The sequence below is a fragment of the Pseudomonas libanensis genome (genome assembly GCF_001439685.1).
In the GTDB taxonomy this organism is placed as follows: domain Bacteria; phylum Pseudomonadota; class Gammaproteobacteria; order Pseudomonadales; family Pseudomonadaceae; genus Aquipseudomonas; species Aquipseudomonas libanensis.
Map to the genome: position 1 here is coordinate 226,700 of NZ_JYLH01000001.1, position 17,271 is coordinate 243,970.

The following is a 17,271-nucleotide window of genomic DNA, read 5'->3' on the forward strand; positions in this document are numbered from 1 at the left end:
CGCACAGAGGGCCTATTGAGCTACTGACTATTTGCAGCGATACCCCTCAGGCATCGTCACCGTGTAATTGCGCTGCACGCGGTCCTGGAAATTCAGGTTCTGCAGGCCCTGCTGCACCAGGAAGGCTTCGACCTTGGCCGCCTGGCAATCGTCGTTATAGGACGATACTCGCAGCACGTACACCGCACGCCTGCTCGCTTCATCCCGAGCGGTAGCCCGGAAGGTGGTGAGGGTGGTGTAGCCGGTGCGTTCCGATGTGCCCACCGGGCCATAGGAGGTGTTCGGGGTGCTGGTGCAGGTCAGTTGGTCGGTCTTTTTCTTGTTCTTCTTGCACTGCGTGGTGGTGCTGTTTGCCACTTGGCCATACTCGGTAGCGGTGTAGCGGTAAGTGACCTGCTTGCTTTCGACGTCAAGGGTGATGGTCATTTTGATCGGTGCATGGTTCTTGGGCAGCGTGGTGTCGGTATAGACATTGCGAAAGCCCTGGTCCTTCATGGCGCTGACCATGTCGCGCAGGTAGTAGCGGGCATTGAGTGCGTTTTCGTCGCTGCCACCGACGGACGTCACCAGTACGGTTGCCTGGCGGTCGAAGTGGTAATCGGGATCAGGTGTCGCGTTTATCGCTACGTCCATTTGCGTGGCGCATCCACTGAGTAGTGCAGTCAGTAGTAATAGCGAGCAGAGCAATAGGCGTGTCATGAAAGAAACCTTACAACGGAGAATTTGGTAAAGGCTGAACGATTGAACCCAGCGAAAAATAACCCTCAATCGTCCTGCTGCGACATTGTGCTCAGAAGTACTCCGGGCGCATTAAATCGCAGGCAATAAAAAACCCCAAGGAACATATTGTTCCTTGGGGTTTCTCGGTATTTTGGTGCCAGAGACGGAATCGAACAATTGTCTACAGGTCACGATTTTAAAGGGCTTGTCTTTGGGTGGTATGTAAATCTACTCACAAATCTACTCTCTTTTTAAAATGTGGCCCTATTTTGAACCCACACACGACGGCCGAAAACGTCGCTGATTTGCATCTACCGGTTCTCGACGAGTGGCAAGCCCTTGAATCTCCTAATTGGTTGGCTCTTCACTTTTGCGGCAGTTGTGGTGGTTGCGCCGTGCGGTCCGTCCACCACGCTGGGGCGTCCTTAGCATTCTCGCGCCAGCACCACCCCGGAACGGGGTTGTGGTCAGTCATGGGGGTTCGTGATTCGGAATGACTCATTCAACGTCGTTTGAGCCTCATTCATGGGGTTGGTTTTCGCAATGATGGCGTTCGTTCCGCGCGGCGGGATATTCCTCATTAACCTGGCTCCCATTTCGGTAGGACAGCCATGCGCGCCTCACCTTGGTGATTTGCAAGAACCAACGAAAGATCATAAGTCCTCAATTGCCCGGGTCGGATCGGACATCCACATGGCTATTGCCGACTGACGCCAAGCCACCGAGTTCGGTCCTATCCGGATCTGCTTTGGAAAGGTGCCTTCCTTGATCCTGCGATAAATCGTGTTACGACCAAGGCCAGTGATATGAAGTACCTCGTCGAGGCGTAGAAAACGATCAATGCTTTCCGCCATCCCCTGATTATCCCTCTCTCTTATGTCGACCCCTCTGTCTGGCCCAGTCCGGCCCAGCATATGACGGTCAGCCTGGCGCAGCGAGCGGCCATGGTTAATGGTTACCAGGCTGGCCGGCCGGGCACTGGCCCCGGCTTTAAAACTTTAGCGCAGGAGCGAAGTGTTGCTGGCTGAAGTGATAAAAGGCTGCGCCACAGTTGCATTTTGCTGGTCTTTTGACGATCTCGGAAAAAACTGTCAGCGTGACAAATTTAACCTCCAGGCCAATTCAGAGGTAGGAGATGAGCCAGGATCGCGTCCAAAGGGAAATCCTTTACTCCGAGGTATGGGCAACGCCTATGCTCTCCCTGGCTCCAAAATATGGAGTTTCCTCGGTATTCCTGGCTCGGGTTTGTGCTCGCCTGAACATACCCCGTCCACCGCGAGGCTATTGGGCCAGGAAACAGTCTGGACAGAGGCCGAAGATTCCGCCCTTGCCCAAGCCCCAACCTGGTGATCCCACTGAATGGAGAAAGGGCGATCAGTTACCGCGTAAAGCGGAGGTTGAACTGATTGAAGCTGCTCCGAAGAAAGCCAGTGCCCGGCGCACGATGGTGATGGACTCTTTGGCCTCATTCACGCGTGGCCGAGTCGCTGGCGACGGCTATCTCAAGCCTGCAAAGAGAAACCTCCCCGACCTGGTAGTTACTGAACCCATGCTTCAGAGGGCAGCGTCAGTTCTGCTGAAGCTCGCTACTTGTTTCGGTGAACATCGACTTTCGATCGCATGCGGCGAAAGCGGGTTCACCCGTAAGGAGCTCGGAGACGAGGAGGGACGGCTGAAGCGATCGGTTTTCGAGACAAACATGTGGGCGCCTGGTCGGCCAACATTGGTCTTCATCGACGAGATAGCGATAGGACTGACCATCTACGAGGCTACGGTCGAAAAAGAGATGGTCTACATAGATGGCCAGTATGTGGCGGTAAAAGAGGCCAAAGTGCTCAAGCCTAGTCTGTGGGACGGGAGGACGAAGACATTTTACCGGCGGAGTAATCAGCGCGTTGCTTCCAAGCGACTATGCCTCAGGGCTTATAGTCCCTATGGCCGTGTGGACTGGGCTCGTACCTGGACAGAGGACAAAGCTAGCCTCCTGAAGCAACTCGACGACATCGCATTGGCTTTAGTCGATAGGGCGGAAACCTTGGCGCCCCAGATCGCTGAGGCTGACCGCCAGGCGGCCGAAGAGCGAATGAGGTGGGAAGCTGAACGCGCAATAGCGACAGCGAACTACCAACGCTCGCTGATTATCCGGGCCCGGGAAGACTCGCTAAGCAACCTGCTGAAGATCATCGACAAGTGGAGCTCCGATAGAAAGCTCCAAGATTTTTTTGACGACATCACCACCCGCTCAGTTGATATGGGGGGTAAAGCTCACTCGGAGCTTTTAGCAAAGGTTCAGGAGGCAAAGAACTTGCTCTCCAGCTCTGACAGCATTGAAGCGCTGATGTCGTGGGCTCCGCCTCCACCGAAACCGCCCGAGTAAATAACGCTACTGCCCGCCTGGGCTCCCAATGCGGTAGGTCAGGTGCCGGAAACTGCTATGCGAATAGCAGTTTGACCAACCTGACTACAGACGCATTTCCCGGATGAGCTTTCGCGGATCTGCGCCTTGCCTGAGTGCTCGGCGTGCGTCCTTGGTCAGTTGGTCGAGCACCTGCTCCTCGAATGTAGCGGCCATAGCGCTGGCCTTTCTAATGATCAGTAGCGCCAGCTCGGCGGGTATCTTCACTTTTTCGGTTGGCAGGTAATCGCAATCGATCACAGACACGGCGCTGTCCTCTGGCTCGCGGGGTGCTGGCGCTGGAGCGGGGCGGCGCCAGCAATGATCTGCAGATGTTATCAGCGTGCAATCGAAACTACCCTAAATCCAGGTAGTTTCCAGCCGACAGATTGGGCCTGCTGTCAGGAGCTAGAGCGCCCGTAAAATACTAGACAGGCCCGCAGCGGTTCTGTGCGTCGTCATCGCCAGAAGCCGCGCACTACAAGGCCGCTCGACAACTGATCGGTATTTTTTTTCGGCCGTAATCCGTCTAGTGCCTGTCTAATATTGCCTGGCGCGCTAAGCATTTTTCTGGCCCGGTATTTCACCACCCCATCGCGCCAACAGGGCCTTGATATTGATCGAGCAATTACCTTGACGGGTACCTCTAGAATTCTTGACGAGGCTGGCGCTGGCCAATCTGCGCGAATGCCCGCAAAGCTTTGTCCTGCGTGGCTTTCAGCGATCCAACTGCTGGTGGCACCAGATAACTCCGTCAAGACCTGTCAAGAATTTCGTCAAGGTTGCGTCAAGGCTGGTCAAGGATTCTGGAGGCGTTTACCTGGTGCGATCCTGGGCCACTGGTCACGCAAATGACCGTCGCGGCTCTCCCCGATTCTGGACGAGGTAGCTGTCCGGCCGCATGCCCAATCTGCTGCCAGCCTGTGTTGGCTTTGGCTCGCGGGCCGACCTGGATGAACTGCGGCCTATCCAGCCGTCCAGAGCCTGTCCAGAATCCTATCCAGCGTCACGACTGCCCCAGGCTGCCGGCGACGGTCAGCTCAGCAATGCCCTGGCGAATGAACACTAGGTTCTCGTCGAGCGTTTCCAGCGCGCCGCGCACATTGTTGGCAATGTCAGCCGATCCGCGCTGTTCGACCCAGTTGGAAAGCTCCTCCACCGCAGCGCCCAGGGCGAGCTGGTTTTGATTGAGGCGGTCGAACAGGCTGGCGATCAGTTTGGTATCCGTCATGGTGGCTCTCCGTGTTTCGAGGAAGCGTAGCACCGGTGCCTGGAAAACTGTCAGGGGTCTGTCAGGGGTATGAGACGGCAAAGCTCTACTCTTTGACAGGGCGCGCGCGGGATCGGCCTCAGACGGCCGCCTGGGATGGATTCCGTCTCACGCCTGTCTCACATTCCGTCAAAGCGTGGTCAAAGTAATCGCCGGCGCCAGCGTGCTGGGATCTACACGGTGAGTTGAATTCAACACGCCGCGCTGGCGCCGACGTTGAAACGTGCGCAGCGGGTCACGCGAGCCCGCCCTGCGGTTTTGTCCACGATCTGGCCAGGTTACCAGTGGAAACCACTGCAAAACCCTGGAAACCACAGTGGAAACCAGCGCCTGGCAACCGCTCGCATTGGTAACTTCCCGTGGTAACCAGCGTGGTAACCACTGGCCGGGTTCGCACCAGGTTCGCGTAAGAGGGTGCGAACCAGAAGTGCGACCTGCTATCGGTACGCTCCCAAATGCGTACCAACCGTGCGTACTGAGCTGCGTACTTCCTGTGCGCAATTTGCGCAGTTACTGCGCAGTCCAGAGGCAGTTGCTGAGGCTTGAGCGTCTGCGGGCGGCCACGGGCATCACGCGGCCCAGTGCGTGAGCATGCTGCGTGAACGGTGCGTGAAACCTTGGCGGGCGAGGGCTTTGCGCACTGGCCAGGTGCGCAATGGACGTGCGCGAAAACGTTCCCACCATCAGATGCCGAGAGCCTTTCCTGGGGTGCTTCCGCAATTGGGCGGCGTTGCCGGCGGTGACCAGTAAAACGTGGTGACTGGTGGCGGCCACTGCGACTGGTCCCTGTGCGAGGTATCCGCCCAAATCGCCATCGCTTGGTGGATACCAACTTGGATACCGAGGGCCAACCAGGGCGTGGCCAACCTTGACAATTGTTAACAGGGTGACGGATCGATCATCAGCGCCGACACTAGCATTTGCTAACCGGCGGCGGGCGCTGCTGGCGATTCCAAGCCGCCAGGATGTCAACATTTGTCAACGTCGAGCCAGGCCTGGAGCGGTGCGCGATGTTAAGTTTTGACAAGTCGCAACCCTGAAAAAATGTCAGGTTTTGTCAGGTTCTTGCTTGCCCAGATGGCGCCAGCTACTTGACCAATGGCTTTCTAGGCGGAACTAAATTGTCCGAGGGGACGTGCGAAACTAAAAGCGTCGCGACATTGCTCTTTTTACTGCCCAGAATGCCAATGGACAGCAGATTTTTTTCTTCAATTTCTGACCAGCTTACATATTCTTTAAGTTCAAGCTCAGGCTTGCCCACTTGCTTGGATACGGCCCGCACAACCTGGTTTAATTTGGAGAATTCAAAATCCACCATTGAGCTGTAATGACGACCTTGGTAGTAGCAATGAGTGATTTTCGTTGGCTTAACACCAAACTCTAGGGTGGCCGGGTGAGCGTCTATGTAGCAGCGGTCGTCACCTTCCCCGAAACCGCTATCTACGAGCCCAGCGGCTGGATTATAGGGATCTGCCCAGCGCTGCCCACCTACGCCCGCATACAGGCCATCTGCAGACGGCGTATCGCCTTGCCAGGTCAGTCCGCTCACATCAAACTTGAACTGGCTTTTACCCTGTTTGTAGATTGGAACCTCGACAATTAAGCGGCTGGCAAGATTTGCAGTCGCAACGAATTGATTCGGTCCTTGTACATACAAAGTATTGTTAGAGTCTTTCCCAGGTGCTGCCTTTAATTCCAATACTTTGCCGTTATCAAACTTCATGCTTACCTCACACAATGGTGGCGAGCATGAAAATTGCGCATTTTCCAGATCAAGAAAAAACGCATTACCACTAGCTGATCGAACGCTGGTAATCGTAAGTTTTGCTTGGCTAGTTTGTGGGCTTATTGGTTTTTCAGAACTGATCGTAGCGGAAACCGCCTTTTCCCCGCGCATCTCGTCGACGTGCTCTGAGTACGCCCAGTCCGCGAATGACGACATGGGGGAGAGGGACAGAAGAACCACCAAGGCTTTTTCCATAGCGCGCATACGACACTCCCTTGCATTGGCATGTGTGTGGTGATGAATTTAACCGGCTTGGCCTGGGGGGCTGGCTCGCCAGAAAGAACGGGGCCGAAATCCATACAGATATCTGGCCCCGGCACGATTCTAGCCTTCTTCGTCAGGCTAGCGTTAACCGTTGGGAATTGGCTTGGTCATGGTCTCATTTCACCCAGGACCACCCCACGCTTTGCTTCCAGGGCTCATGATGAGCTTGAGGTACCGGTCTGCGTTCGCTTTTGAGTGCTTACGCCCCTCTCGCAACAGCTCCGCCGGTCTTGACTCAAAGTCGTCGTGAAGGACGGCGGTGGTTCGAACCACAACCTCTATCGCCTCTTCAAGAATCTTTCTGACTTCCTCGGCATTTGGGCTCTTCGGAATCATCTCCAGGAAGTGATTGGTTATGGCATCGCTGATGATGCCAGCCAGGCGCGGCTTATCGTATTCAATGCCCATGATTATCTCCCGTTGATTATTCGCCACGTTGCGCCACCGCTGGGGCTCAACGTTCTGCGTTCATTTGCTGCGATCTCAGCCCGGATCAAAGTGAGGAACTGCGGCGCCAGACTCTTACCCATTGCTGTGTCTGCGGTCGCATCGCCAGATCCATCTCGATTGATGTTGATTGTGACCTCCGTCTTCGACTCGGTGTTGCCACCGCTTCCCCCGCCGCCACCGCCCAGCGCGCGTACACCAAGCTCGCCGCCCGCCGTCCTGGTCAGGGGCATGATCGCCTCTGGCCCGGCTTCGGCGAAGATGCCCGCGCCCTTCGCGAAGGCGAACATCTGCGGCTTGTCGTGAACCTGGTTGCTGAAGCTCGACAGGCTTGGCGAGTCGTACACGCCGCCCTTGGCGTTTGCCGTGATGGCGCTGCCGATGCTGGAGCCGAAACTGGTAGACGCGCCGCCTCCACCCCCAAGCCAGGATCCCAGTGCTGTGCCTGCGAAGCTGGACAGCAATCCCGATGCCGCTTGCCGGGTGGCAATTCGTGCCATATCCGAGATTATGGATTTGGTGAAGTCGGAGAAAGATAGTTTGCCGGAGGTGGCGAAGTTGGCAAGGGAGTCTTCCATCTCGCCAAAAGCCCCGGTCACCAGGGACTTTGCTTGGCCAGAAAGGTCTCTCGCAGACTCCAGATAGGTTCTGAAACCCGACGTAGCGCCCTTGCGCCAGTCCGCTTGCGCCTCGGATATTTTGTCGTAGTTCTCCAGCACAGTGTCGCGATACTTGCCCTCGGCCGACTCCAGGCTTGCCAGATCCTTTTCGTAATCCGCCTGGCTGTACTTGTCCGGAGCGGTCTTGCGTCGATCCAGCAGCTTGGCGCGCTCCTCGTTGAACCGATCTCTGGAGGCGTCCAGGTCGCGCTCTCGCCCAGCTTCACGGTCGCCCATGCCAAGAGAGGCCGCAGCCCTGTCGCCCGACAGAGAAAGCGCACGGCGCTGTCGCTCCAACTGATCAACGTATGCCTCGGTCGCGGCGGTTTTCCGCGCCAGCCGCCCAGTTTCTTCCAGGTCTATTACCTTCAGCTCGCTATCCGATTCCTGCTGCGCCTTGACCATGTTGGCCCGGGCGTCGGCGATCTTCTGGTCCAGCTGGATGCGCTGGGCAGCCGAAGTGCCGGCCTTGCCCTTGGCACCCTCAAGCGCCGCGATCTCGGCCTCGTAGGAGGATTTGACCTCGGACGCCTGCTGCTGGAGCAATGCCACGCGTTGAGCCGTGTAGCTCTCCTGGGAGATGATCCCGGCTTTCTGCGCCGCTTCCAGTTCCTTGTCCGCGCTCTTGTAGTAGCTGAGCACTGCGTTGAGCTGGTTTTTCGAGTCGTTGAACGAGGTCAGGTCGACAGGCGTGCTTGCCCCCTTCGGGTCCTTGTACTTGTCGCGGATGTTTTTCAGATCGCGATCAATGTTCTTCTGGTCAAGCAGTGGGCTGTTTGGATTCGCCTCACGCAATGCTGAGATCTTGCGAAGGTAGGATTCCTCTTCCTTGTCGCGCTTCTGCTTGTTGCTGTACGACGCAATGCGGATGCGCTCAAGATCCTGCTCGGCCTCGATGCCCTTGTCCTGGATCTTCTGCCGGTCGCCGGCGTACTTGTTCTGCCTCTTTTCAATCTCGATGTAGATTTCTTTGAGGCGGATCTGCTCCTGGATATCTGCTCGCTCTTTCGGGCTTACAGCGCCAGCGTTCATCCTGAGGCCGCCAACATCATAGGCCGCCGACCCTGTCAGCTTGGCCTTGAGGTCGTCCACCTGCTCTTGGAGAGTTTTGTCGCGACCTATATCGTAGGTCGCGTCGAGAGCGCCTTTCGCGGCATCACGAATCTCGTTCCATCCACGCTGTATATATCCCAGGTTTTGCGTTATTTGCCCCGCCCGGGTGGCGACGGTGCTGGCGTACGTGTCGGTCAGCAGATTTGCCGCGCCGACAGTGTCACCCTGCTCCTTGAGGGCTACGATCTGCGCATACACCGACGCGGTGAGGAAGTGATATTGGTCGTTGAGCTCTTTGGCGGCGGCGACCGGGTCCTTGGCGATTTTGGCAAACTCCGCGACGGTCTCATCAATAGAGCGCCCTGTTGCTCGCTCCATTTGAAGAGCTGCTGTGGTGATCAGCTCGAAACTGCCGCTGGCAATCTTCCCGTTACCCGCCAGCTTTGCGAGCACCTCAGCAGCAGCTCCGGTCGTCCCGACTGTCGAACTTACCTGCTGAGCCATGACGGCCAGCTGTGAAGCGCTCGTACCAGCAGCGTTTCCACTTAGGATCAGCGCCTCCTTGTAGGCATCAGCCTCTTTGCTGCCTTTGTAATAGGCAAGGCCGAGAACAGAAACGGCGGCTGCGGCGGCAGTGAAAGGGTTTATCAAGCCGGCAACATATCCGCCCAGGGCTTTCGCCGCCGGCGCGACGCCGCCGAACATATCTTTCAACTGTCCACCTTGCTGGAGCAGTACTGTCAGCGGCGCCTGGCCGCCCTGAAGTGACACGGCAATGTCAGTGAACTGTGCCGGCACACCGCGCAGAGCTGCTGCCGTCTGCTTTGCTGTGTTGCCAGTCCGAGTAAGACTGTCGTCGAATCTGCCAAGGTTCGCCCGGGACTGGTCGATCTTGCCCTGGTACTCGCTGAAGGTGGAGGCGTCCAGCGCGCCGAGCTTCTTTTGCTTGGACAGCTTCGTCTCGAGCTCATCCAAGCGACCGAGAGCCTTGACTGTAGGGTCGATCTCGCCCAGCAGGTCGGACAGTTCGTCCTTCTGCTTTTTGATCGATGCTGAGGCCTTGTCCGCTCCCTTTGCTACGCCTTCCGCGGCTTTCTCTGCGCGGCCGCCCGCCGCCGTGAGTTTGTCCAGGTCCGCCCCGGCCTGGGCGGCATCGGTCGAGTCGACCCTGATGCCGAGTTCTGCAATTGATGTCATGCGTTACTCCTTCGGCGCCTTGGCGCCATTGATGGGCCTTCGCCCGCTGGTGTTGCACTGAGCCGCGCCACGTTTTCGTGATTCGCAAAACGTGGCGCGGAAAATGGTTATTTGCCGACGATGCTCAGGGCGGGCGGCAGCTTTGGGCCGAACGGCGCACCAGGGGCGAATGGATCGGGCAGTTGGTCTTCAGGGCACTCCCTGATAAACCTGATCGTGGCGGCATGGCAGGCTTGATACAGCGGACCACCTGCGCCCCATTCGTCGCTCTTACGGTCGGCGCTGTCCTCCAGCTGGGATAGGTAGGCCACGCCTCCAAGGCTGGTGTCGCCGTCTGCAATGGCCTGCCCTCGATGTACCGGATTGACGCCCAGCAGGTCGCACATCTGGTCGAAGCCCAGCGCCTGCGCCAGCCCCTCACGATCGAACATCAGTGATTGTCCAAACCCCGCAAGTGCGCTCCACGCTCCGCTGCGGGCAGCCTCCTGGTGTTCGCGGGCCCGCTCCTCCAATTCCGCAATGGCCTGCCGAGTGAAGGGGAGAAACGCTTTCAGCTTTCCCGCTTGCCGGCGCAGGGCTAGCCGTTCACCGCTGATAACGTCGAGCTGGTCAGCAATGGCGCGACATATCCGCCGGGTTGTGATGAGTTGCGTGCTGGCGCTGATGCCGGGTTTCAAAGCGATGTTGCACAAGCGGGTGATAAGGCTTGGCGTCATTGGTGCGCCTCCATGGGCGTGTTGTCATAGTTGGCGCGCAAGGAAGCGCCAGCAGTGCAATGTCGGCCTGTGGGCGCGTAGCAGCTCCGACAAACCATGATGTGGTTGAGGTACTGGTCACGGGCCTGTCGCCATTCTGGCGTGGCAGTGGCGGCGCTTGCGTGGGCGCTTATGGTGAGCCGGTGGGCGCGTTCGGCTGGGCTGGCCACCATCTGGCGCTGACGAACTTCAGGGCGACTTCCGGAAATTGGAGAGGCGATACCTGCAATGGATGGGGGCATGTGATCGAGCAGGCCGGAAAGGAGACTCATGGCCTCACCTCGGCCTGATTGCCCCATTGCTCATATGTGTCTCTAGAAAAAAAACGGGGGAACGGGGGAACAGTGGGAACAGCCAATGTTTCCGGGGCTTTCAGAGGGGGTTTCTGTTCCCCGCTTTTTTTTGTGGGGAACAGTGATAACCAAATTCTGGAAAACGCAGACACGCTTATATTCAAAAACATGTTTGTGTTCCCCCTGTTCCCCATACATTCAATAAAGGGGAACGGCCACAGCCCACGGTTTTACTGGCTGTTCCCCCGTTCCCCCTGTTCCCCACGTTTATAGGTTCCTGTGAACTCTGGCGTTCGGCGCCGGTGGTGATGGGGGTCATACCGCACCTCCCTCGCTGTCTAGCGCTTCTGGATCAATGACGTACAGTCGGGCAGAGCCGCCGGCGGGGATGCGGTACTTCTTGGTTTTGCGGCTGTCCCGATCGGTATCGCGCTTGGCCAGGGCCCCGCCAACCTCCAGTGCCTTGACCACGCGAGTGAGGCCGAAGCCATGGGCTGCCTCGATCAGTGCCGACTTGTTGAACAAGTAGAGCCGCTTGCCGGCCACTAGCTCCCAGTACCCGGCGCGGTTGAATACCTTGGCGTCCACCTCCGCGGCGTCGACATCAGAGAATCGGCTGCTGCCGTGCTTGTCGATAAAGTCGATGATGCCGGCCAGGATCTGTCGGTCTTCTGCGTTGCCTCCGCCTACACGGGAAAGCCATTCCCCGTAGAGCAAGCGGCAGTCGGAGAGGGCGGTGCCCGGCTCCCATGGCAGCAGGCCGTAGGCGATGGCCATCTCGCCCGCCAGCGCGATCACGGCGAACCGGTCAGCCACGCGGCCGGCCTGGGCGTTGTCCTCGACGAACTGGGCGCGGATGCCGTCAAAGTCACTGAGCAGCCCGGGCTTATCGTCGTCGGCGACCAGGCGCTCCACAAATGCTGGGCCAAGATGGCCGTGGTGGGCGCCTACCGCTACGGTGAGCTGGCGGTGAAAGTCTGCCCCCTCAAGCCCGTGCAATTCGTCGAAGGCCCGGTGTGTGCGGGTACCGGCGTTCACGTCGACCATGCGCAACTCGGCGCCAGCGTGGGCGGCATTGCCGGATATGGCCGCGTGTTCAGAGAGTGAGCGCTCGCCGCTGGAGAGTGTCAGCAGGCGCCAGCTCAATTTGGCGCGGCCTTCGCGCTCGCGGGTCATGGTGCCTTTGCCCTGGCCGTTGGCGAGGGAATAGGCCATTTCCTGTACGCGCTTGGGATCAGCACGCTTGATCTCATCCAAGGGCAGGATGGTGTCATTGCGGCTAGACGCTTCGATCTCCAGGCCGCCCTTGGTCATGTCCCAACTGGCGGCGAACACGCCCGGGTCGCCCCATACCGACGAACCGATCAGTTGCGCCAGCGACTTACCGCTCGAGCTATCGCCAACCAAGTGAACACCACCGCCCAGCACGCCCACCAAACTCAGTAATGGGCCAGCCAGTGAGCACCCGATCGCCAGTGTCAGTACGGGGTTACCCGCGCACTTGGCGGCCACCTCCGATTGCCACAGCGCCAGCTCGCCGCGGCGGCTGAAAAGTACCTGAGCCTTGTTGCTGGCCTGGTACCGCACATTGGCGCTGCCGATGGTTCGCCCAGGCAGCACGAACGCTCCCGATTCATGCCAGCCCGGCCGGCTGGTGGTGGCAAACACTTCTGCAGGATGCTGGTCGAGCAAGTACTCCATGAACGTGCCGCGCTTCTTCAGGGCAATGATGACGCCCATCCCGAACAATGCGCGGCGGGCGTCCTCGCCGCTGCCGCCGAACACTTCCATGGCGATGATCCATTCCTTGATGCCGCCCTCTGTGACCAGACGCAGCAAACGGCCTTCGCTGCCATCGTCGCTGTTGGTGGTGCGGGCGACGACGGTGACGGGGCTGGAAATCCACTCATCAGTGATAGGCCGGTCGCCGGTATCGCCCTCGGCGTCATCCTGGTCAGCGGCGGCGCGCTTGAAGCTATGCCAGTAAACGCCCGGGCGCAGTTTGCGACCCTTCTCATTGATCACCCATTGCTCATACACCGCCCAGCACGGGCGATCTGGCGCAATGGTCGCGGCGTCCGGCCGAAGGTTGATCACGTTGGTGTCAGGCTTGGACATGGGCGAGTTTCCAGTTGGCGAGGTCGTTGAAGTCGGTGAGTTCATCGGGGGCGCCTTCTGGCCACTCGGGGAATGCCACTTGGCCACCCACGGCCGCCGCCGCTGCGTTTGCCGCTGCGCGCCCCGGGTTGCCATCGGTGAGCCGGTCGTCGTCGCCGGCGATGACGATTGGCTGGCCCGGATAGCGAGCGCGAAGTGCCATCGCGGCCGGGAGCAAGTTGCCCGCGTTCATGGCAGCGGCAACGACATAGCCGCCGTGCTGGTGGAGGCTGGCGGCCGTCGCCCACCCTTCGCAGATGCAAAGCACAGAACCTGGCTCGATGATGCCCAGCGGCGAATAGGTGCCCTTGATCCGGCCGCCGAACAGGAAGCGCTTGTCGCCGTCCGGCCCGATCCTTTGCAGGTTGACCAAACGCCCATCCAGGTACAGCGGGATCAGCAGGTCAGCGCCACGCTGGCGCAGGCCGTAGGAGCGAACCGCCTTGGCTATCAGATACTGGTGGTCGGGTGAGGCGCGACGCGCATTGCGCCACCAGTGGTTAGCCTTCTCGGCCGCCTGCTGCTGGCGCCGGTGCTGCTCGGCTTCGCGCTGGCGCCGGGCCTGGTCAACTCGCTCGCGGATCTGGGCCGCTTCGCGGGCGTCCACCGGTTCGCGACTACACCAGGTGCTGGCGCCGCCGGCTTTCCAACTGCCGAACGCGCCGGATGCAATGCCGTCCAGGTACAGCACATACCAGCCGTTGAGCGAGCCAGGCTTATCCTCCGGCACACGGAACCGGTGGATTGCACCGTCGGGCTCTGGTAGCCAATCGAGAGGGCCATAGACGGCCTGGAGCGCATCGCGGAATAGGATCGTTGCGTTCGTCATGCGGCCCCCTGTGGCGGCTCAAACCGAGCCAACACGGCGTTGAGCTTGGTAGCCGTCTTGCGCATCAGGGCGGCGCGTTCGCGGTTTGGCTCGCTTTCGCGATAAGCCGTCAGGTCGTTAAAGACGCCGATCAGCAAGGTGAAGCTGTACGGGTCTATATGCGGCGGTTGATCGTCGCGCACGATTTGACTGTCGGGGTCGAATGGAATGACGTTATCCACGGCTTACCTCCCGGCGATCAGCGCCAGCGAATGCCCGGCATACTTGGCCGTTATTCACCGCGTGCCAGTGCGTGAAGTCGTCAATTACATCGACCAGGCACGCCGTCACCTGGGCCTCAGCACTGCGCATAACAACGCGTCCGCACTCGGCGTCAGCCTCGGTCAGGAATGGCCCCAATAGCGCCTTGGTCACCTTTGGGTGCGTTACGTAAAACAGCTGGGTGGCTTTCTTGGGGCAAGCCGATCCCGTCGACGCTGATGCGTCGTTTTGAATTTTCATGGTCTTAAGCCTTTATCGAGTCAGCGACGGAACTGGTTGTGTCGTCGCTGATTGGCGATGATCTTTTCCGCTCTGGAGCCTTGAAACCTAGGCCTTCATTTGCCTTTTTGAGCTCTGCTTTGTCGTCGACCTTGGCAAGCCTCAAGCGTGAACCTACGGCGGCGGCCTCGGCAAACTTCCCAACCTCTGCCATGAACCCCAGCACCTGAGCCCTGAGCGTCTCCAGCTCGTCAGGGGATGCCTTGCTGGCGAGTTCTATCCATGACGATGCGATGTATTTGAGGTGATCACCATCGATACGCTGGTTGTAGTTGCTCAGATGCTTGAGCGCGATCATGGCGAGCGCGCCGCCTGTCTTCCATCCACCGCTATAGCCTCCAGTGAGTGGAACGTCCCAGTATCCGATACGACCATTCGCTCCCGAGCAGTAACTGTCACCCACATATGGGAGCCGGTGAACTGGGAGAGTTCTGCGGCGCTTGAATGTCATTGGCTGGATCATTGGGCGGCCTCCTGATCTGCAATTACATCGCCGAGCAGTTCGGCCCAGGCTATGGCGGTGTGTTGAGCGAATACAGCGGTCACGCGTGCAACCAGTATGTGAGTCGAAGGGGACGCGATAAGCGCCAAAGACAGCGCCAGCAAGGCCAGAATGTCCTGCGCGTCTCGTAGATCGTCTATGACATTTGTATTGATGTGGGGGGACTGGCTCATTGCGCACCTCCGAGGCTCGACAGGCTCCCGTTGATATCATCGACACTGCGCTCTACGTCGGCCAGGTGGGCGTCGGCCAGATATACCCCTAGCTCAGCGAGGCCTGCAGAGTTCCTTCCGTCAGAGTGCTTATGGTCGTCCCGGATAGCGGTCATCAGCGCAGCCATCCAGCTGGCGAACTCTTTGCCGCACGCCAGCTGGAATACTGCCTCGTCTGCGATCTGTTTGTAGGCAGATGCCTTTGGTTTGGCGCTCATTCGGCACCCCCTGCGTCTTCAAGGTCATCCAGTTCCTTGCTCCACTCCGACACGGTGCCATCAACTAAGTCGCCTATGTCGAGCGAGACGAAGGCGCCCACCGCAGCTAACTTCGACTGGGAGCTGCTGCGGGTTTCCGTCTTGATGCTCCAGAACAATGCTTCGAGCTGGCGCAAGGTCTCTTTGCAAACTGCGAGTTGGTCGAGAGCGTCGCGTGCGATCGCAGTCGTTGTGCGGGCGGTAGTAGTCATTGCGCACCCCCTGCGGCTTCAAGGGTACGGACGATATCCATGTGGGCGTTGTAGCGGGCGAGGCGGACGGAAAGGGACGATTTTGCGCGAAGGGCACTCAGGGCCATGCGGCGGTGAGCGTATGCGCGAATTGCGGACGGATTTAGGGCGTGCATAGGTGGAGCTCCTAACGTATTTGAGGAGCTGCCACGTTCGTTACCAAGCGAATGGGTGGCAGCTGTGCGCAGGTTGGTAAACCGGGACGTTAGGAACCCGGCAGGCACGAATGCCTCCCACGCACAGCCGCCATAAAACGGATTTGCGGGCGTAAAAAAAGCGCCTGCAATCGTAATGGGGGCGCTGTTGCGCCTAACGTTCAACGGGTTACCAAGCCCGGTCGCTGAATTTGCAGCGACCAGCGAACCATACCGACGAGCGTTAATGCTGGCAAGGAAACTTATCGACCGTTCATCGTCAAACATGAGCGTGGCGATCATGGGCGCAAGTCCTCTAGATCGATCGGCAGCTTCAGTTGTTCCCTCAAATGGGCGACATGGGCATATACGCCAGGCTTGTCATAGCGCCAGTGGGCCAGGCGGCGACCGCTGGTGCTGGCTTCTTTCTTGCGGGCCTCAAGCGTTTGGCTGGCGTGCCCATAACGCGCTTCGCGGAACGCCATGATCAGACTCGCTTTCAGCCCCACAACGCGGTCGGTATTGCGGGATAGCGCCAACAGAAAGAAGGCTTGATCTTCGTTCAGAAGCGCGAAGCGCACGTCACCACCGCCATGCTGGCCGACTGGCCTTGCCTCCGTTTCAAACGCCAGCAAGCCGAACTCTTTAAATTTTTCGGAGTATCGCTCGATCAGAGCCATAGAGTTTTTGTGTTGGTTTTGTAGCTGTTCGGCCAGCAGTCGGCTGTCCACGCGAGGTTCGTCCTTGATCAGCGTCAATCTAATCTTGTTCATGCTGCCACCTCACGTTTAGCCGCAGCAATATTGCAAAGTATCTTCAAGACATTGCTGGCGCGCTTACGCTCACTCAATGGAAGGCTGTAGCGAGTTACCTGACAAGGCAGCCCCCAGTGGTTCGGCACGCGCTCGGACTTGCGGGCGAAATTCAGACCGTAGCCGTGGGTCAAGCTGCTGATTGTGCTGTGGAGGCAATGATCGCCCAGGCGCTCGGCCTCGAAGCGGTTGAGGCTGCGATCCTGGAGCAAATATGCAAGGACGCGGCTGATCTTCGTCGGCGCTTTAGCGGTGCCGATGGTAGTATTGCCTTGCGACAGGCTGCGTTTCTCTTTGGGGATCGTGGCCTTTTTCATTTCAGGCCACCTCGCGGCTTTCAGTGATACGTGCCTCGCACCAGGCAAGCACCTCGGATTCGATCCAGACAACAGACTTCGGCCCAAGCGTCACTTGCTTGGGGAAGATGTCGGCCGCAACGCGCCGGTAGATCTCAGATGTCGAAAGGGTCGTTAGAGCTCTGACTTCGGCCAGTTTGATAAAACGACGAAGGGTATTAACACTCATGGCTTTTCTCCGGGCACAAAAAAGCCCGCACGGTGGCGGGCCAAAAATGAAAAACCCCGCTCAGGTGGCGGGGTTCTAGAGGGTGAGGGTAAATGTTCAGGCGAAAAAAAACCGGCTTTCGGGCCGGCTGTCTATGTCTTTGATGCAATTACCACACACTAGGGCCAAATATACTTTATCCCCATCATTCTTCGCAATACCCTAATCGTCCCA

21 protein-coding genes are annotated in these 17,271 nt (G+C 58.5%); 1 reads left to right on the forward strand and 20 read right to left on the reverse strand.

Annotated features, from left to right (window positions below):
• Positions 1-27 precede the first annotated feature (27 nt).
• Together TU73_RS00955 and TU73_RS00960 are read right to left on the reverse strand one after the other, a co-directional pair.
• Complete coding sequence (locus TU73_RS00955; RefSeq protein ID WP_057010578.1) at positions 28-699, reverse strand: hypothetical protein; 672 nt, start codon at positions 697-699, stop codon at positions 28-30.
• Positions 700-1,373: 674 nt separating this feature from the next.
• Positions 1,374-1,574 carry a helix-turn-helix transcriptional regulator gene (locus tag TU73_RS00960; protein WP_057010858.1) on the reverse strand — a complete coding sequence of 67 codons (201 nt, stop codon included), beginning with the start codon at positions 1,572-1,574 and terminating at the stop codon, positions 1,374-1,376.
• A gap of 473 nt (positions 1,575-2,047) precedes the next feature.
• Here TU73_RS00960 and TU73_RS00965 point away from each other — a divergent pair, with 473 nt between their 5' ends.
• The gene (locus TU73_RS00965; RefSeq protein ID WP_231984752.1) at positions 2,048-3,097 is read left to right on the forward strand and encodes a hypothetical protein; all 1,050 of its coding nucleotides are present in this window, start codon (positions 2,048-2,050) and stop codon (positions 3,095-3,097) included.
• Positions 3,098-3,181: 84 nt separating this feature from the next.
• Here the strand turns inward: TU73_RS00965 and TU73_RS00970 are convergent, their stop codons facing one another.
• The 18 genes from TU73_RS00970 to TU73_RS01050 form a co-directional block, all read right to left on the reverse strand.
• Complete coding sequence (locus TU73_RS00970; protein ID WP_057010580.1) at positions 3,182-3,382, reverse strand: hypothetical protein; 201 nt, start codon at positions 3,380-3,382, stop codon at positions 3,182-3,184.
• A 739-nt stretch (positions 3,383-4,121) separates the two neighbouring features.
• The gene (locus TU73_RS00975) at positions 4,122-4,346 is read right to left on the reverse strand and encodes a hypothetical protein (protein ID WP_057010581.1); all 225 of its coding nucleotides are present in this window, start codon (positions 4,344-4,346) and stop codon (positions 4,122-4,124) included.
• A 1,126-nt stretch (positions 4,347-5,472) separates the two neighbouring features.
• Positions 5,473-6,375: a hypothetical protein gene (locus TU73_RS00980; protein WP_057010582.1), complete on the reverse strand. Its 903-nt coding sequence runs from the start codon at positions 6,373-6,375 to the stop codon at positions 5,473-5,475.
• A 180-nt stretch (positions 6,376-6,555) separates the two neighbouring features.
• The gene (locus tag TU73_RS00985) at positions 6,556-6,843 is read right to left on the reverse strand and encodes a hypothetical protein (protein ID WP_057010583.1); all 288 of its coding nucleotides are present in this window, start codon (positions 6,841-6,843) and stop codon (positions 6,556-6,558) included.
• A gap of 2 nt (positions 6,844-6,845) precedes the next feature.
• Positions 6,846-9,791, reverse strand: coding sequence for a phage tail tape measure protein (locus TU73_RS00990; RefSeq protein ID WP_057010584.1), 2,946 nt, complete (start codon positions 9,789-9,791; stop codon positions 6,846-6,848).
• A 107-nt stretch (positions 9,792-9,898) separates the two neighbouring features.
• Entirely contained in the window at positions 9,899-10,507 is a 609-nt protein-coding gene (locus TU73_RS00995; protein ID WP_057010585.1) for a hypothetical protein, read from the reverse strand.
• Positions 10,504-10,818, reverse strand: coding sequence for a hypothetical protein (locus tag TU73_RS29530; protein WP_082642534.1), 315 nt, complete (start codon positions 10,816-10,818; stop codon positions 10,504-10,506). Before TU73_RS29530 ends, TU73_RS00995 begins: the two co-directional genes overlap by 4 nt.
• Positions 10,819-11,154: 336 nt before the next feature.
• Complete coding sequence (locus TU73_RS01000) at positions 11,155-12,957, reverse strand: DUF927 domain-containing protein (RefSeq protein WP_057010586.1); 1,803 nt, start codon at positions 12,955-12,957, stop codon at positions 11,155-11,157.
• Positions 12,944-13,825 carry a toprim domain-containing protein gene (locus tag TU73_RS01005; protein WP_057010587.1) on the reverse strand — a complete coding sequence of 294 codons (882 nt, stop codon included), beginning with the start codon at positions 13,823-13,825 and terminating at the stop codon, positions 12,944-12,946. Before TU73_RS01005 ends, TU73_RS01000 begins: the two co-directional genes overlap by 14 nt.
• Positions 13,822-14,046 carry a hypothetical protein gene (locus tag TU73_RS01010; RefSeq protein WP_057010588.1) on the reverse strand — a complete coding sequence of 75 codons (225 nt, stop codon included), beginning with the start codon at positions 14,044-14,046 and terminating at the stop codon, positions 13,822-13,824. Before TU73_RS01010 ends, TU73_RS01005 begins: the two co-directional genes overlap by 4 nt.
• On the reverse strand, positions 14,039-14,326 hold the full coding sequence (locus TU73_RS29260) for a hypothetical protein (RefSeq protein WP_057010589.1): 288 nt from the start codon (positions 14,324-14,326) through the stop codon (positions 14,039-14,041). Before TU73_RS29260 ends, TU73_RS01010 begins: the two co-directional genes overlap by 8 nt.
• 4 nt (positions 14,327-14,330) lie before the next feature.
• The gene (locus TU73_RS01020) at positions 14,331-14,828 is read right to left on the reverse strand and encodes a hypothetical protein (protein ID WP_057010590.1); all 498 of its coding nucleotides are present in this window, start codon (positions 14,826-14,828) and stop codon (positions 14,331-14,333) included.
• Positions 14,825-15,040 (reverse strand): hypothetical protein, encoded by a 216-nt coding sequence (locus TU73_RS01025; RefSeq protein ID WP_057010591.1) that lies wholly within the window; start codon positions 15,038-15,040, stop codon positions 14,825-14,827. The genes TU73_RS01020 and TU73_RS01025 overlap by 4 nt, the downstream gene beginning before the upstream one ends.
• Positions 15,037-15,297 carry a hypothetical protein gene (locus TU73_RS01030; RefSeq protein ID WP_057010592.1) on the reverse strand — a complete coding sequence of 87 codons (261 nt, stop codon included), beginning with the start codon at positions 15,295-15,297 and terminating at the stop codon, positions 15,037-15,039. The genes TU73_RS01025 and TU73_RS01030 overlap by 4 nt, the downstream gene beginning before the upstream one ends.
• Positions 15,294-15,548 (reverse strand): hypothetical protein, encoded by a 255-nt coding sequence (locus TU73_RS01035; protein WP_057010593.1) that lies wholly within the window; start codon positions 15,546-15,548, stop codon positions 15,294-15,296. The genes TU73_RS01030 and TU73_RS01035 overlap by 4 nt, the downstream gene beginning before the upstream one ends.
• A gap of 472 nt (positions 15,549-16,020) precedes the next feature.
• Entirely contained in the window at positions 16,021-16,494 is a 474-nt protein-coding gene (locus TU73_RS01040) for a Rha family transcriptional regulator (protein ID WP_057010594.1), read from the reverse strand.
• Positions 16,491-16,850 (reverse strand): hypothetical protein, encoded by a 360-nt coding sequence (locus TU73_RS01045; protein WP_057010595.1) that lies wholly within the window; start codon positions 16,848-16,850, stop codon positions 16,491-16,493. Before TU73_RS01045 ends, TU73_RS01040 begins: the two co-directional genes overlap by 4 nt.
• 1 nt (position 16,851) lies before the next feature.
• Positions 16,852-17,058 carry a helix-turn-helix transcriptional regulator gene (locus tag TU73_RS01050; protein WP_057010596.1) on the reverse strand — a complete coding sequence of 69 codons (207 nt, stop codon included), beginning with the start codon at positions 17,056-17,058 and terminating at the stop codon, positions 16,852-16,854.
• Positions 17,059-17,271 lie beyond the last annotated feature (213 nt).

Bases quoted from the DNA above. Each gene is read 5' to 3' on its own strand.
- TU73_RS01025 (WP_057010591.1), bottom strand. From the start codon at position 15,040: ATGAGCCAGTCCCCCCACATCAATACAAATGTCATAGACGATCTACGA.
- TU73_RS00995 (WP_057010585.1), bottom strand. From the start codon at position 10,507: ATGACGCCAAGCCTTATCACCCGCTTGTGCAACATCGCTTTGAAACCC.
- TU73_RS29260 (WP_057010589.1), bottom strand. From the start codon at position 14,326: ATGAAAATTCAAAACGACGCATCAGCGTCGACGGGATCGGCTTGCCCC.
- TU73_RS00985 (WP_057010583.1), bottom strand. From the start codon at position 6,843: ATGGGCATTGAATACGATAAGCCGCGCCTGGCTGGCATCATCAGCGAT.
- TU73_RS01035 (WP_057010593.1), bottom strand. From the start codon at position 15,548: ATGACTACTACCGCCCGCACAACGACTGCGATCGCACGCGACGCTCTC.
- TU73_RS29530 (WP_082642534.1), bottom strand. From the start codon at position 10,818: ATGAGTCTCCTTTCCGGCCTGCTCGATCACATGCCCCCATCCATTGCA.
- TU73_RS00990 (WP_057010584.1), bottom strand. From the start codon at position 9,791: ATGACATCAATTGCAGAACTCGGCATCAGGGTCGACTCGACCGATGCC.
- TU73_RS01040 (WP_057010594.1), bottom strand. From the start codon at position 16,494: ATGAACAAGATTAGATTGACGCTGATCAAGGACGAACCTCGCGTGGAC.
- TU73_RS00975 (WP_057010581.1), bottom strand. From the start codon at position 4,346: ATGACGGATACCAAACTGATCGCCAGCCTGTTCGACCGCCTCAATCAA.
- TU73_RS00960 (WP_057010858.1), bottom strand. From the start codon at position 1,574: ATGGCGGAAAGCATTGATCGTTTTCTACGCCTCGACGAGGTACTTCAT.
- TU73_RS01030 (WP_057010592.1), bottom strand. From the start codon at position 15,297: ATGAGCGCCAAACCAAAGGCATCTGCCTACAAACAGATCGCAGACGAG.
- TU73_RS01005 (WP_057010587.1), bottom strand. From the start codon at position 13,825: ATGACGAACGCAACGATCCTATTCCGCGATGCGCTCCAGGCCGTCTAT.
- TU73_RS01000 (WP_057010586.1), bottom strand. From the start codon at position 12,957: ATGTCCAAGCCTGACACCAACGTGATCAACCTTCGGCCGGACGCCGCG.
- TU73_RS00980 (WP_057010582.1), bottom strand. From the start codon at position 6,375: ATGCGCGCTATGGAAAAAGCCTTGGTGGTTCTTCTGTCCCTCTCCCCC.
- TU73_RS00955 (WP_057010578.1), bottom strand. From the start codon at position 699: ATGACACGCCTATTGCTCTGCTCGCTATTACTACTGACTGCACTACTC.
- TU73_RS01020 (WP_057010590.1), bottom strand. From the start codon at position 14,828: ATGATCCAGCCAATGACATTCAAGCGCCGCAGAACTCTCCCAGTTCAC.
- TU73_RS01050 (WP_057010596.1), bottom strand. From the start codon at position 17,058: ATGAGTGTTAATACCCTTCGTCGTTTTATCAAACTGGCCGAAGTCAGA.
- TU73_RS01045 (WP_057010595.1), bottom strand. From the start codon at position 16,850: ATGAAAAAGGCCACGATCCCCAAAGAGAAACGCAGCCTGTCGCAAGGC.